12 protein-coding genes are annotated in these 13,884 nt (G+C 66.9%); 7 read left to right on the top strand and 5 right to left on the bottom strand.

The genetic code is table 11. The features are described 5' to 3' along the window. Nucleotides 1-20 precede the first annotated feature (20 nt). From AC5RT3_RS06925 to AC5RT3_RS06915, 3 genes are read right to left on the bottom strand one after another with little or no spacing between them, the layout of a single operon-like run. Entirely contained in the window at nucleotides 21-1,670 is a 1,650-nt protein-coding gene (locus AC5RT3_RS06925) for an LCP family protein (protein WP_494123829.1), read from the bottom strand. Nucleotides 1,671-1,680: 10 nt separating this feature from the next. Beyond that, nucleotides 1,681-2,265, bottom strand: coding sequence for a 5-(carboxyamino)imidazole ribonucleotide mutase (gene purE, locus AC5RT3_RS06920; protein WP_494051429.1), 585 nt, complete (start codon nucleotides 2,263-2,265; stop codon nucleotides 1,681-1,683). Continuing rightward, nucleotides 2,262-3,458 (bottom strand): 5-(carboxyamino)imidazole ribonucleotide synthase, encoded by a 1,197-nt coding sequence (locus tag AC5RT3_RS06915; RefSeq protein WP_494051430.1) that lies wholly within the window; start codon nucleotides 3,456-3,458, stop codon nucleotides 2,262-2,264. The genes purE and AC5RT3_RS06915 overlap by 4 nt, the downstream gene beginning before the upstream one ends. A 173-nt stretch (nucleotides 3,459-3,631) precedes the next feature. Between AC5RT3_RS06915 and AC5RT3_RS06910 the strand changes: the two genes are divergently transcribed. Continuing rightward, nucleotides 3,632-4,189 carry a GtrA family protein gene (locus AC5RT3_RS06910; protein WP_494123828.1) on the top strand — a complete coding sequence of 186 codons (558 nt, stop codon included), beginning with the start codon at nucleotides 3,632-3,634 and terminating at the stop codon, nucleotides 4,187-4,189. 41 nt (nucleotides 4,190-4,230) lie between these two features. On the opposite strand, the gene AC5RT3_RS06905 is transcribed toward AC5RT3_RS06910, so the two are convergent. After that, nucleotides 4,231-4,929 carry a TIGR03089 family protein gene (locus tag AC5RT3_RS06905; protein ID WP_494103463.1) on the bottom strand — a complete coding sequence of 233 codons (699 nt, stop codon included), beginning with the start codon at nucleotides 4,927-4,929 and terminating at the stop codon, nucleotides 4,231-4,233. A gap of 391 nt (nucleotides 4,930-5,320) precedes the next feature. Here AC5RT3_RS06905 and AC5RT3_RS06900 point away from each other — a divergent pair, with 391 nt between their 5' ends. Genes AC5RT3_RS06900 through AC5RT3_RS06890 form a run of 3 tightly spaced genes read left to right on the top strand, consistent with a single transcriptional unit; the run spans nucleotide 5,321 to nucleotide 10,882 of the window. After that, nucleotides 5,321-5,854 carry a WhiB family transcriptional regulator gene (locus AC5RT3_RS06900; protein WP_494051433.1) on the top strand — a complete coding sequence of 178 codons (534 nt, stop codon included), beginning with the start codon at nucleotides 5,321-5,323 and terminating at the stop codon, nucleotides 5,852-5,854. A 29-nt stretch (nucleotides 5,855-5,883) separates the two neighbouring features. Next, entirely contained in the window at nucleotides 5,884-9,243 is a 3,360-nt protein-coding gene (locus tag AC5RT3_RS06895) for a glycosyltransferase family 2 protein (protein ID WP_494123827.1), read from the top strand. Further along, nucleotides 9,236-10,882 carry a DUF5719 family protein gene (locus AC5RT3_RS06890; protein WP_494123826.1) on the top strand — a complete coding sequence of 549 codons (1,647 nt, stop codon included), beginning with the start codon at nucleotides 9,236-9,238 and terminating at the stop codon, nucleotides 10,880-10,882. Before AC5RT3_RS06895 ends, AC5RT3_RS06890 begins: the two co-directional genes overlap by 8 nt. A 62-nt stretch (nucleotides 10,883-10,944) precedes the next feature. On the opposite strand, the gene AC5RT3_RS06885 is transcribed toward AC5RT3_RS06890, so the two are convergent. Then, a complete protein-coding gene (locus AC5RT3_RS06885; protein WP_494010608.1) occupies nucleotides 10,945-11,457 on the bottom strand; it encodes a metallopeptidase family protein in 513 nt (170 codons plus the stop codon). Nucleotides 11,458-11,576: 119 nt separating this feature from the next. Here AC5RT3_RS06885 and AC5RT3_RS06880 point away from each other — a divergent pair, with 119 nt between their 5' ends. The 3 genes from AC5RT3_RS06880 to ahcY all read left to right on the top strand — a co-directional run bounded on the left by AC5RT3_RS06880 (nucleotide 11,577) and on the right by ahcY (nucleotide 13,881). Then, on the top strand, nucleotides 11,577-11,966 hold the full coding sequence (locus AC5RT3_RS06880; protein WP_494010607.1) for a DUF3499 domain-containing protein: 390 nt from the start codon (nucleotides 11,577-11,579) through the stop codon (nucleotides 11,964-11,966). Nucleotides 11,967-12,044: 78 nt separating this feature from the next. Next, nucleotides 12,045-12,296, top strand: coding sequence for a Trm112 family protein (locus AC5RT3_RS06875; protein WP_494010606.1), 252 nt, complete (start codon nucleotides 12,045-12,047; stop codon nucleotides 12,294-12,296). A 106-nt stretch (nucleotides 12,297-12,402) separates the two neighbouring features. Further along, the gene (gene ahcY, locus AC5RT3_RS06870; RefSeq protein WP_494123825.1) at nucleotides 12,403-13,881 is read left to right on the top strand and encodes an adenosylhomocysteinase; all 1,479 of its coding nucleotides are present in this window, start codon (nucleotides 12,403-12,405) and stop codon (nucleotides 13,879-13,881) included. The last annotated feature ends 3 nt before the right edge of the window (nucleotides 13,882-13,884 follow it).

Genomic DNA, 13,884 nt, shown 5'->3' with positions numbered 1-13,884 from the left:
TTTAGGTCTGATTGCGGGGGCTAGAGCGCCGCGCACATGCCGTTGCTGGCCACGAGTTCGCGGATGGCCTGCTCGTTGCCCTCACGCTTGAGCTGGTTCAGCATCTCTTCGGTGATCGGCTCGCCGTCGGGCGTGGTGGTCACCGGGGTGAAGTCCGACGGCGTGGGCTGCCGTACGGCGCTGCCCGCAGCCAGCGGGATGGCCGGGAAGGCTCCTGCCGCCTGGATGGAACCGGCGCCAGAGGCCGGGACAACCATGACGTCGTCGGCAGCTCCTGCCGACTGGGCGTCCTGCGCCGAGGCCGAGGCCAGCAGCTCGTCCACGCGCTCGTGGATCTGGTCGAAGTCCGGCACGGTGGAGAAGGAAGCGTCGAAGTCGGGCGGGCCGATGGTGAGCCGCTTAATATCCTGGCCCTTCGCCTTCATGGCGAGGTCCACGAAGCTGCCCAGCTGGGAGGAGGAGATGTTGGAATCGACCACCTTGGTTCCCGCGTTGGCGATGTCCTCGAACTTCGACAGCAGCGTGGCAGGGTCAAGCTGTTTGAGCATTGCCTGCTGGACGCACTGCTGGCGCTGGATCCGGGCGTAGTCGTCCACGAATTCCCTCGAGCGGCCGTACCAGAGGGCGAGGTCGCCGTTGAGCCGGTGTTCGCCGGCCGGGATCCAGCCGAGGGGCATGCCGTGGATGCCGTTTGCCTCGTCGATGACGTCGCCGCTGATGGGGACCCAGCCGCCGGCCTTGATCCTGATGCCGCCCATGGCATCGATCAGCTTTGCGAAGCCTTCCATGTCCACCAGGACGTAGGCCTGCACGGTAATGCCCAGGGTTCCGGAGACGGCCTCCAGCGTTGCCTGGGCACCCGGATCGGCCACTCCCGGGTAGAGGTCCGCGTACTCGTTCGTAACCTCGGTGTTGATGGCGTTGATCAGGCATTGGTCGCCGCAGTTGTACCCGTCAGGGTAAATGGACCGCATCGGTGAATCCTCGCTGAACTGAGCGTTCTGGAGGTTGCGGGGCACTGAGATGATGGCTGTCTGGCCGGTTTCGGCGTCCACGCTCAGCACGGAGAGGCTGTCCGGGCGCCTTCCGGTGCGGTCGTCGCCGGCGTCGCCGCCCATCATCAGGAAGTTGTAGCGGCCGTCCACGGGATCGATCGCCGGGCCGGAGGAGAAGATGCTGCCGATGGCATTGCGGCTGACGTTGAGCAGGTATGCTGCGTAGCCGAGTGAGCCGCTGCCGGCCACCAGGGCCAGGACCAGGGTCACGACGACGGCCGGCCGGGTCCGCGGCGCCAGCAGCACGGGACGGATGAGCCGCAGGGTGTTGATGAACAGGACGGCCCAGCCCGCCGCGAGGGCCACCAGTGCGATGACGATCACCAGCGAGGCAAACGGGTTCGTGACAATGGTCACCAGCGCTGTCCGGTTGGCAACGAGCAGGAGGACCGCCAGCAGCAGGGCAGCCCAAACGCAGAGCGTTACGCGGAGGGCAGCCCGGCCCAGCTTGCGGTCGCCCGCCACCAGTTGCGCACTGCCCGGGACCAGGAGCGTCAGCAGGATCAGGACGAATGCACGCTTGGTCCGGACCGGAGCGGAAGCGCTGACCGGGTAGCGGACCGGGTCCGTCAACGCGGTGTCGGACGGCGACTGCGGAACTTTGCTGCTGGACATGCCGGCGGTCCTAACGGCTGCCCCGCTGGGAGCTGTTGCCTTCAGCGAAGACTTCGCTGACTTTCTGCCGGAGGCTGGCCCCCTTGCGGCTGGCCACGGCGTTCAGGTCGGAAGCGAAGTCCAAAAGGTCGGTGCGGAGGGACACGGCAAACTCGTCCGTTCCCGCGGCAAGCATCCGGACAGCCAGGAGTCCGGCGTTGCGCGCGCCGGCGATGGACACCGTGGCTACGGGCACGCCGGCAGGCATCTGGACAATGGAGAGCAGTGAGTCCATGCCGTCCAGCGTTTTCAGGGGAACCGGAACACCGATGACCGGCAGGGGAGTGACGCTGGCCAGCATTCCCGGCAAGTGCGCGGCGCCGCCGGCTCCGGCGATGATCACCCGCAGTCCGCGCTCATGGGCTGTCTGCCCGTACCGGATCATTTCGGTCGGCATCCGGTGGGCGGAGACTACGTCCGCTTCAAAAGGGATCCCGAATTCGGCCAGGGCGTCGGCAGCGGCCTCCATCACCGGCCAGTCGGAGTCGGAGCCCATGACCAGGCCCACCAGGGGGCTTGCGGCGGCACCGGCGGCGGGGTTTGCTGGGGTGCTCATGCAGTCTCCTCGAAAGTGTGTGGCGCTTCATCCGCCGCTGCCCGCCCGTCGCGGATGATGTTGGCCACCATGGCGGCGCGGCGCCGGACCGAATCGACGTCGGCAGTGGACGTGCCTACGAGGTTCACGTGGCCGATCTTGCGGCCCGGACGCACCGACTTGCCGTAGCAGTGCACCTTGGCGGCCGGTTCGCTGGCCAGCGCGAGCGGAAACGCGGAATACAGGTCCTGGTTCTCGCCACCAAGGAAGTTCTTCATTACCGTCACCGGGGCCAGGGCATCGGTTGCACCGAGGGGCAGGTTCAGGACGGCGCGCAGGTGCTGCTCGAACTGGCTCGTCACGGCCCCGTCCTGGGTCCAGTGTCCGGTGTTGTGGGGGCGCATGGCCAGTTCATTGATCAGGAAGCCCGCACCGACGCCAGGGGTTTCGAACATTTCCACGGCCAGCACTCCGGTCACCCCCAGTTCGCCGGCGATCCGCAGGGCTGCGTCCTCGGCTGCCGCGGCAACCTCCACGGGGATGTCCAGGGCAGGGGCAATCACTTCGTCGCAGACACCGTCCACCTGGATGGTGTGCACTACCGGCCATGCGCGTGCCTCGCCATCGGGAGTCCGGGCGACCAGCGCTGACAGTTCGCGGGTGAACTCAACCTTGGCTTCGGCCAGGAGGGGCCTCATCGCCTGGAACCAGTCCTCGGTGCCGGCTGCTTCCTCTGCCGAATTGATGACCCGGACGCCCTTGCCGTCGTAGCCGCCGCGCGGCGTTTTCAGGACCACCGGCCAGCCGGTGGCGTCACCGAAACTGACGAGGGCGGCCACATCGTCCACCGGGGCCCAGGCAGGGTTGGGCAGTTCGAGCCGGTCGATCGCGGCGCGCATCACCAGCTTGTCCTGTGCGTGCACCAGGGCGTCGGGCCCCGGCTGGACGTTCACTCCTGCTTCCTGCAGGGCCCGAAGGTGGTCCGTGGGCACGTGTTCGTGGTCGAACGTCAGCACGTCCAGGCCCTGGGCGAAGTCAACCAGGGTCTGCAGATCCTTGTAGTCGCCCACCGGGGAAGTGGAAACCGCGGCTACTGCCGACACGTCGTCGCCTTCAGCCAGGACACGGAGTTCGAAGCCGAGTGCAGTTGCGGCTGGGGCCATCATTCGCGCAAGTTGGCCGCCGCCAACCACACCTATTACTGGAAAAGTCACATGGGCCAGCCTACCGAAGACCGCCCGGTATCCCGGCCTCCGGCAGCGGTGGTGGAGGCGATTTTGTGTAACGTGGGGCTGCCCCGTGCATCCTTGGGAGGCTGGCTCCATGTTTTGGGGGCTAAAATAGGCCTCTGGCCAGGTGGCCCATAGTTGAACGGCCATGGAGGGTCATGTATACCGCAGTAGCAGATCGTATCCGGGGACTGGCCTCGCTTTTTTGGCGCGAAGTGGCCAAGTTCGGCGCAGTCGGCGGTGTGGCGTTCGTCATCGACAACGGCATGACCTACTACCTGATGCATGGCCCGATGTCGGACAGCGAAGCCAAGGCCCGCTTTGTGGGTGCATCAATAGCCACGGTCTTTTCCTGGATTGCCAACCGGTTCTGGACGTTCCGGCACCGCCGCCAGGACAATGTCCTGCGCGAATTCCTCATGTTCATCCTGATCAACGGCATCGGCATCGGCATCTCCACGGGCTTCACTGCGGTGGCCAAGTACGGCCTGGGGATCACGGACAAAAACCTGCTGTTCTTCGCCGGCGTGTTCGGCATCATGGTCGCTACAGTGGTGCGCTTCTTTGCCTACCGCTTCCTGGTCTTCAACAAAGAGCTGGACCAGGAGCCCGAGTTCTCGCACGACCACGAACTCATCGAAATCCACCACCACCACAAGGAAGCCGCGGCCGCGGCCGAGCGCGAGCCTTCGCCGGACAGGTCAACCCAGCCGTAGGGATCCCGGGACTGCCCTGGAGCGCCCTGGACGAACAGCTGTCAGCTGCCGTGGATGCGTTCCGCTGCCAGCAGCTTGTCCGTCAGTTCCACATCAGGATGGGTCAGCACGACGGAACCTCCCCGCTTCCAGGCGCCGAGGGCATGGGCCAGGGCTTTTTCCAGTCCGTCCGAGGCAGGGATGTGCAGCCGCACGCCCTCCTCGTGGGCCACGGCGAAGGTATCGAACAGCTCCCCGTGCAGGTGTCCCCGGCCCTCGCTGTCCACGATGGCACAGGCGCCGGGGTCGGCATCGGCGTGGGACATGAAGACGTCGCCGTGGCTGCGGACTTCTGCCGCGTAGTCAATGCAGCCGGGCGCGAGTTCTCCCGACCAGCGCATGGCCAGGGCGGGGAGCGCAACGGCGATGACGGCGTCGTAGTTCCCATCTGCTGACTGGGGATCGGCGGTGACCAGGAAATCGGCGTCGGGTCCCGCGATTACCGCCTCAAGGCCAAGCTGCCACGCGGAAAGCGCCCAGACCAGTGCCTTCCAGTGGGCCGGCAGCTCCAGCCGCAGCCGCATCCCCGGTTCTGCGTCGAGTTCGTCCTGCAGCAGGTTGCTGGTCTTGGCCACCCAGTTGTCCAGGACCCGGCCGGAGAGTTCCACGCGTTCGGCGTCCGGGCCGTACCACGTGAGGCGGGGAGCCGTCGAATTTCCTGAGCGAAGGTTCGCCATCAAATCGAGCGCGGGTGTAGTCATGGCACCATCCTGCCACTGCTTCGGCACACGGTCATCGGGTGCTGATGCTATGGAAACGCTCAGGCTCCTGAAGTGATATTTATCACAAGTAAAGGTAAGCGTGCTTGCTATTTATCCCTTTACGGGGTATTTTTCGCGCAACTACGGGTTTTTTCGGCCAGTTTCCGCAAGCAAAGAGGTGCCCGGCGGGTTGTTCCCGGGATGGGGAGGAAAAAATCCCGGGCGTGGCGTGACCATCGTTGGGGAAGTTCACTGATTATTATCCCGGCAGCGGCTTGACTCGCCCTAGTTACACACGTGTAATTAGGTATCTAAAGCGACTGCGTAAATACCGGCACACAACCGAGTGCCTGCGTATCCAGGCAGGGGCTGCAACATCAGGAGGGTCGCCGTGGGGCATGTAGAGCGTATCCAGGAAGATGCCGTCGTGGCCGGTCAGGCAACGGCAAAGTACCGTGCGCGGGGGGTTCCAGGTGACTGGTTCGTGGACCCTGCGGATCCTGGGGCCGCGGAGCGGTATAACCGCGATGCCGGCGGCCTCCTGGAGGACCAGGCCACGGCATTCCTTGCGGCGCATGAGGCCCTTCTGGCCGGGGGACAGGACGCCGAAGACGAACTTGATCCACCCATGGAGCTGCGCGCCCCTGACTCCGTCCAGCCGGTCTGGATAGGACTGCCGTTCCAGCAGGACTTCGACGACGAAGGCGAACTTGGTTGGCAGACTGACGCCTTGTGCGCCCAGACGGATCCGGAGGCGTTCTTCCCCGAAAAGGGTGGTTCCACCCGTGACGCCAAGAAGGTGTGCGGTGCCTGCAATGTACGGTCGCAGTGCCTCGAGTATGCCCTGGCCAACGACGAACGGTTTGGCATTTGGGGGGGCCTTTCCGAGCGTGAGCGCCGGCGGCTGAGGAAGCGAGCAATCTAATTCACCAGGATGTCCTTGTCACTGCCGTTGTGGTCGCCCACAACGGCAGTGACTACCTGCCCAGAACCCTGTCAGCTTTGGCGGACCAGACCCGGCCCGTGGACCGTGCCATTGGTGTGGACGCAGGCTCCCGCGACAACTCCCGCGCCCTCCTTGAGCGGGCTATGGGTGCGGCCAGCGTGGTCAGCCATGACCGCGGCAAAGGCGGCATGGGGGCAGCGGTTTCCGCGGGACTGGCGGCGCCGGCCGCCCGGAAGGGCAGCGCCCAAGACAGCAGGCAGGAATGGATCTGGCTGCTGCATGACGACGCCGCCCCCGCCCCCGAAGCACTTGCCGAGCTGTTGGGTGCCGTGGAGCGGGCACCCTCCGTGACCGTCGCAGGCTGCAAACAGCTGGACTGGCACTCGGAACGCCGGCTGATCGACGTCGGCCTTTCCACCAGCCGCTGGGCCGAGCGGCTCACCCTGATTGACGCCGACGAACTCGACCAGGGGCAGTACGACGGCCGCAGCGATACTTTCGCCGTCAACTCCGCAGGCATGCTGGTCCGCCGCGACATCTGGGAACAGCTCGGCGGCTTCGACCCCGCACTCCCCGGCAGCGGTGACGACGTCGACTTCTGCTGGCGCAACCGCCTGGCCGGCCACCGCGTGGTGGTAGTTCCTGCGGCGCGGATGTTCCACGTCAGCCACAGGCCGCACGCTTTGGGGAACCCGGCAGCGGCACGGAAGGCGCAGGTCCACCTGCGGCTCAAGCACGCCCCGGCATGGATGGTTCCCGTGCACGCCGTCGGCGCTCTCCTTGGCTGCCTCTTCAGGCTGGTCGTGAGTATTGCGCTGAAGGACCCGGGCCACGGTATTACCCAGTTCCTTGCCACCGTCGCCGCCCTGGCCCGTCCGCGGGCTGTGCTGCGCGCCAGGCGGACGGCCCGGCAGACGCGCCGGATCCGGCGGTCTGTCATCCGGAAGCTTCAAACTCCCCGCCGCGAAGTCTGGAGCCACCGGCGGTCCCTGATGGAAGCCATCGGCTCGGACGGCAGCCAGGCTGACGACCTTGAGCAGGACCCGCTGGCACACCAGCCCAGCGGTGATGCTTCCGACGATTTCGCTGCCCTGGCAACCACCAAACGGGGCTGGGTGGGTAACGGCGCCCTCGCGGCGGTCATCATTGCTTCCGTAGCAGCCCTGCTCGGCCTGGCCGGCCTCTTCAGGGCAGACGCGGTGGCCGGCGGTGCCCTGATCCCCGTTTCCTCCGAGCTCGGGGACATCTGGAACCATGCCTCCAACTGGTGGATCACCCTCGGCGCAGGTCTTCCTGGCAAGGGAGACCCGTTCGGCTATGTCCTGTGGCTCCTCGGCGTCCTCGGCGGCGGTGACGCCAACGCGGCCATGGCCTGGCTGCTGCTCCTCGGCACGCCCCTGTCCGCCCTCACTGCCTGGTTCGCGGCCGGAGGACTGACGGTCCGGCGCCGGCTCCGCCTCGCGGCAGCCCTGTTCTGGGCGGCCGCTCCTGCCCTGCAGGTAGCCCTGAACCAGGGGCGGGTTGGCGCCCTGGTGGCCCATGTGATGATCCCGCTTTTTGTCCTCGCGTTGTTGCGTGCCACCGGGTCGGCGGTGGGCCATGGGCGCTTTTCGCTTCCTGCCCCGGCCGAACGGCGTGGCGAGAAACCCCCGGTCCGGCCTGGAATCAACGGCATGCCATCATGGACGGCTGCCGCCGCAGCCGGCCTGGCCATGGCCGTCGTTACCGCCGCTGCCCCCTCACTCCTGGTCCCCGCCACGGCAGTGATTGTGTTCTGCGGGCTCGTGCTGGGCCGCCGCGGCCGCACCGTCTGGTGGGCACTGCTGCCAAGCGCCGCGCTTTTCATCCCGTTCGGTCTGTCCGTGCTGGACAAGCCGCGGGCGCTCCTGGCCGACCCCGGCCTGCCGCTCGGCTTTGATGCTGCACCGCTTTGGCAGCAGCTCCTGGGCCAGCCGCTGGAGTTTGCGCCGGACAAGGGCCTGGATGGACTGCCCTACTTCCAGGACGGGACCCTGCCATGGGCCCTGCTGATGGCCCTCCTCCTGGCCGTCCCGGTCCTGGCCCTTGCCGTGGCGGGGCTGTTCAGCGGCCACCGCGCCGCGAAGGCGAAGTTGCTGTGGGCTGTTGCCCTGGTTGCCCTGGCAGGTGGCTGGCTCGGTTCACACGTCGCCGTCGCCATGGACGCTGACACCCTGGTGGTGCCTTTTACCGGTCCCGTGGTCTCCGCCGCATCGTTCGCCCTCCTGGGCGCCGGACTCCTCGGCGCCGAACAACTCCTCAGCGTGGCGGACAAAGCGGTTGCCGGCCCGGCCAGGCAGAAGACGGCCGTACGCTCGGCCGTGGCTTTCTGCATGGTGCTGCTCCTTGTTGGCCCGTTGGCCGGGATGGCCGCCTGGTCCGCCCGGAACCTGCTTCGTCCGGCAGCTGTTTCGGCCGCCGGTTCCCCGGCAGAACCGGCCACGGTGGCGGACGCCTCCGAATCAGGAGGTTCCGGATGGGGTACCCACCGGCTTGTCGAGGCTGCCAGCCCGCGCACCCTTCCGGCCACAGCCATTGACCGTGGAACGGGGCCCGAGCAGACGCGCACGCTCCTTATCGAAACGGGCGAAAACGGCACGTTTGACGCCGCCCTGATGCGTGGCGCCGGCACCACGCTGGACAGCCTTTCGGCCGTGGCAGCTGCGCGCAACATCCTGGGTGCCCCCGGGGCCGAAACGGTCCGCGATGATGACGACGTCACCACATCAGTCCGCCGGGCGGTCGCAACGCTGGTGGCCGGGCAGGGAGTGGACCCCCGCAGCGACCTCGAACAGCTCGGCGTGGGCTTTGTGGTACTCCGCTCCGCTGACACGGCAGCCCAGTTGACCGCAAGCAGGATGGACGCCGTGCCGGGCCTGGTGGCTGTGGGGCAGACCGACGTTGGATGGCTTTGGCGGGTCGCACCCCTCAACCAGCCGGTGCTGCAGCCCGCGGACATTGCCCACCGGGTCCGGATCGTGGACGCCCGGGGTTCCACGGTGTCGCTGGTCCCGTCCGCGTTCGACGGCGTCGACGCCCCGGTCCCTGCAGGACCCGAGGGCCGCCTGGTGGTCCTCGCGGAACGGGCCGATCCCGGCTGGAGCGCCTGGCTCGACGGCCGGAAGCTGACCTCCACCACGTCGGATTGGTCGCAGGCCTTCACGCTGCCCGCTTCCGGCGGCCAGCTGTCAGTCCGGTATGAAAACCCCTGGGCCCCCTGGGCAGGAATTGCGCAGGGCATCGTGTTCGGGCTGACCATCATGCTGGCCATACCCATGCCCGCCCGGAGGCCGAGAACCGGCCTTTCCCGTGACGAGGGCTCCCTGCGTAAGGAACAGCAGAATGCGTGAGCACACCATGTCAGCCGACACCACCGGGAGTGAACAGATCCCCGGCCGGCCGGACGCAGGACGTCCCGGCCGGAAACGCCGTCCTGGTGCCGTGGCCGGCGCCGCCACGGCAGCACTCGTCCTTGCTGGTACCGGCGCAGTGGTGGCAGCCGGATCACTGCTCCCCGCTCCCCAATCCGCACGGAGCGTGCCTGCTGCCGTGGCAGCCGTTCCCGCAGGTGAAAGCGTTGGGGTATGCCCCGGACCGGCCCGGCTGCTGGAAGGCACGGAGGCAGGAACCGATCCGCAATTCAGCCCGGTATCGGCCACGGCCGCAACCAGTGTGACTGCTGCCGTCCTTGGCGCCTCCGGTGTGCTGCCGGCCAGCCGGTTGTCGCAGCTGGACGGGACAACCGCCGTCGACATCGCCAAAGACAACGGACAGCCACCGGCCGAAGGCGCCCGCCAGGAGTTGCTGGCAGGGGCCGTGGCCAACCGGCCGGTAGACCAGGTGACAGTGCTTAGCGCCGATGCCCTGGCCAACCAGCAGGCTTCCGCCGCTGGTGCCATGAAGTTCAGTGCCACCGACGGCGACCTGCAAGGAACCGCTGCGGCCAACTGCCAGCAGCCCTCCAACGACCAGTGGCTGGCCGGAGCCAGCACCACTGTGGGGCGCGCCTCGGTGTTGCTCCTCACCAACGCCTCCACCACACCGGCCACCGTCAGCCTGGAACTCTTCGGCGGCGGCGGACAGATCCAGGCGCCCGGCAGCCGCGGGCTACTGGTGGCTCCCGGCACCACAAGATCCGTGGTGCTGGCCGGCCTGGCCCCGGGAGAGGAACAGCTCAGCGTCCGGGTGCGGAGCGCCGGGGGTCCCGTGGCGGCCGCCATCCAGCAAAGCGTCCTGCGCGGCCTGACACCCGGAGGCGTGGATTTCATTGCGCCCGGTGCCGCTCCGGCCGTGCGTCAGGTCATGACCGGCGTGGATATCCAGGACCCGGCGGGAATTTCCGCCCTGACAGGAAAATCGGGCTACGAGGACGCCGGGCCCGCCCTGCACGTCACTGTTCCCGGTGCCTCTGATGCGGTAGTGGAAGTGAAACTGTACGGCCGCGACGGCCAAAAGACACTCCCCTCCGGCGGGGTGATCACCGCCAAAGCCGGATCCGTCACCGAAGTTTCCCTGGCGGGCATACCGGCGGGCCACTACACCGTGTCGGCGGAATCGGACGTCTCCTTCGTCGCCTCCACGCGCATCAGCCGTGGCCTCCAGGCGGACCAGCCGGCCGACGTCGCCTGGGCCGCCTCCGGAGTACGGCTTGGCAGCCAGCACGTGGTGCCTGTCCCGCGGGGCGGGAGCCGCCAGTTGGTTTTTGGCGCCCTTGGCACCCGGGCCACCATCAGCTACTCGGCCATCACGGCGGACGGGAAGGTCCGCGCACCGGCCACGGCCGATATCGCCGGCGGAACCACCGCGTCCATCGCCGTCCCGGACAAGGCAGACGACGCCGACGTGGTGGGCTATGTCGTGTCGGCGTCGGGTGACGCCGCCTACGGCGCAGTGCTGGTCCAGCAGGACGGCCGGAACGACGTCTCCACCCTCGCTTTCCAGCCGGCAGCCGCCGGGCAGGAAACCGTCCCGGTGACCATCAGCTATTAGAAGCCTGCCGTCCGGCCCGGCCGACGTGCGGCGGCGGCGGACCACCTAAAGGGGGAGGGGCGTCAGTAGCGGCGCCGGTACACCGGATCCAGGGTCTCGGGGGCCACGCCCAGCATTTCGGCGGTGTGCTCCACCACCACGTCATGGACCAGGTCCTGCAATTCTTCAACTCCAGGACACGCCTGCTCCACCACCCGGCGATACACGGTGATCATCGGTCCATCCTCATCAGTGGCGGGCGAGTAGGACCCCATGGGGACCGGCGCTGAACTGGCGGCCAGGAGTTCCAGGTCCGGGGGAATCTCGTCGACGCCAAACCTGACACCGTCCAGGGTCTTTCCCCAGATATCGTGCAGCCGCTGGGCGGAATCCAGGACCATGTCATCAAAACGGTCCGAGCGGGTGCGGTACCCGGGATGCGTGGGCAGCATCACTTCACCGCGAAGCCCGCGCCCGTGGCGGTTCCGCCGGCGCTGCATGAAGCTCCTGCTAGTGGACTCTCCGCCCTGGTCCGTGCGGGCGTCCGGGTCAGCCAACCGGACCGTAAAGCCTGATTTCTGGTTCGATGACTGCATACATCGACTGTAAACCCGGGAAATGATTAACGCGATAGATTCCCCTTGAGGCGAAGACGCGTCCCGTACAGGGCGACAATGCGGCGTTTTGGCGGCGACAGCGAGTAGTCTGGGATGTCGTGGGAGCTATCCGTCAGTGTTCAAGATCTGCCTGCCGCCAGTCGGCGGTGGCCACCCTGACGTACGTGTATGCAGACTCCACCGCTGTCCTCGGCCCCTTGGCCACCTACGCTGAACCGCATTGCTACGATCTCTGCGAGCAGCACGCCGATTCCCTCACCGTGCCCCGGGGCTGGGAGGTGCTGAGGCTGGCCATGCCGTCCACGCCCCAGCAGCCCGGCCCTGATGACTTGCTCGCCCTGGCGAACGCGGTCAGGGACGCGGGGGCACTGCCCGTCCAGGCGCAGCAGCAGCCTGCGCAGCGGGGCCCCCACGCAGCACTGGAAGCCCCGGCGGGTACCGAAGGGACCCGCCGGGGCCACCTGCGGGTTCTGCGCGAGCCTTCCTGAACCCCGTCTGGCGGTACGCTGGAACCTGCACACAAGTCCGCTACCGGCGCCACCGCGCCCGCCAGGGAGCATGAATCAATGCCAAAGATCAGTCCTGAGCTGCTGTCCGTCCTGCGTTGCCCCGTGACGGGTTCACCCCTGGTCCAGGACGGCGACGAACTGGTGGCCACCGCCGCCGCGGAAAGCGGCGCAAAGCCCCGCTACGCCATCGAGGACGGCATCCCCCTCCTCCTGCCACCGGAGTTGCTGGCCGCGGCAACATCGGCCGGCTCAGATCAGCACGATTCCGCCCGGCACCAGCCTGGGCAGGGAACCGGTTCCCCCGCCTAGCGCCAACACGGCTTTCCTCCACTCTCCCTAACCGGCGCCGCAAGCGCCAGCACACAGCGCCGTCCAGCACGGACACAGCAGCACCGGATACAGCAAAGGACCACCCATGACTTTCGACTACAAAGTTGCCGACATCTCCCTGGCTGAAGCAGGGCGCCACCAGATCCGCCTGGCCGAGCACGAAATGCCCGGCCTCATGTCCTTGCGCGAGGAATTCGGCGCCAGCCAGCCGCTGAAGGGTGCCCGGATCGCAGGCTCGCTGCATATGACGGTGCAGACCGCCGTCCTGATCGAAACACTGACCGCGCTGGGTGCGGAGGTCCGCTGGGCCTCATGCAACATCTTCTCCACCCAGGATGAAGCCGCGGCGGCCGTCGTCGTGGGCAACGGCACCCCGGAGGACCCCCAGGGCGTGCCGGTCTTCGCCTGGAAGGGCGAAACGCTTGAGGAATACTGGTGGACCGCCGAACAGATCCTCACCTGGCCAGGCGCGGAATCCAACCCCGAACTGGGACCCAACATGATCCTTGACGACGGCGGCGACGCCACCATGCTGGTGCACAAGGGTGTGGAATTCGAAGCGGCGGGCAACGTACCGTCCGCTGATCCCACGGACTCGGAGGAATACGGCATCTTCCTCGAGGTCATCCGCCGTTCCATCGCAGCAGACCCACAGAAGTGGACCCGCACCGCCTCCACCATCAAGGGCGTCAGCGAGGAAACCACCACCGGTGTCCACCGCCTGTACCAGCTCGCTGAGCAGGGCAAGTTGCTGTTCCCCGCCATCAACGTCAATGACTCCGTCACCAAGAGCAAGTTCGACAACAAGTACGGAATCCGGCACTCCCTGCCCGACGGCATCAACCGGGCCACGGATGTGCTCATGGGCGGCAAGGTCGCCGTCGTCTGCGGCTACGGCGACGTCGGAAAGGGAGCCGCTGAGGCGCTGCGCGGCCAGGGCTCTCGCGTGATCGTCACCGAAATCGATCCCATCTGCGCCCTGCAGGCGGCGATGGACGGCTACCAGGTGGCCAGGCTGGAATCCGTCCTCGCCCAGGGCGACATCTTCGTCACCACCACGGGCAACAAGGATGTCATCATGGCCGAGCACATGGCCGGGATGAAGAACAAAGCCATCGTCGGCAACATCGGGCACTTCGACAATGAGATCGACATGGCCGGGCTCGCAAGGATCCCCGGCATCAAGAAGGTGGAGATCAAGCCCCAGGTCCACGAATGGGTGTTCGAGTCCGGAACCGACGCGGAGCGTTCCATCATCGTGCTGTCCGAAGGCCGCCTGCTTAACCTGGGCAACGCCACGGGGCACCCGTCCTTCGTGATGAGCAACTCGTTCGCCAACCAGGTCATCGCCCAGGTTGAACTGTGGACCAAGAAGGACCAGGACGCCGGCCAGCGGGAGTATGAGAACCAGGTGTACGTCCTGCCCAAGGTCCTTGACGAGAAGGTTGCCCGCCTGCACCTCGATGCCCTCGGCGTGGAGCTGACCGAACTGACCAAGGACCAGGCCGAATACCTGGACATCGACGTCGCCGGTCCGTACAAGCCCGAGCACTATCGTTACTAAGAA

It is taken from the genome of Arthrobacter sp. Y3221159, from assembly GCF_059089885.1.
This window is presented reverse-complemented; position numbering and strand designations above follow the sequence as displayed.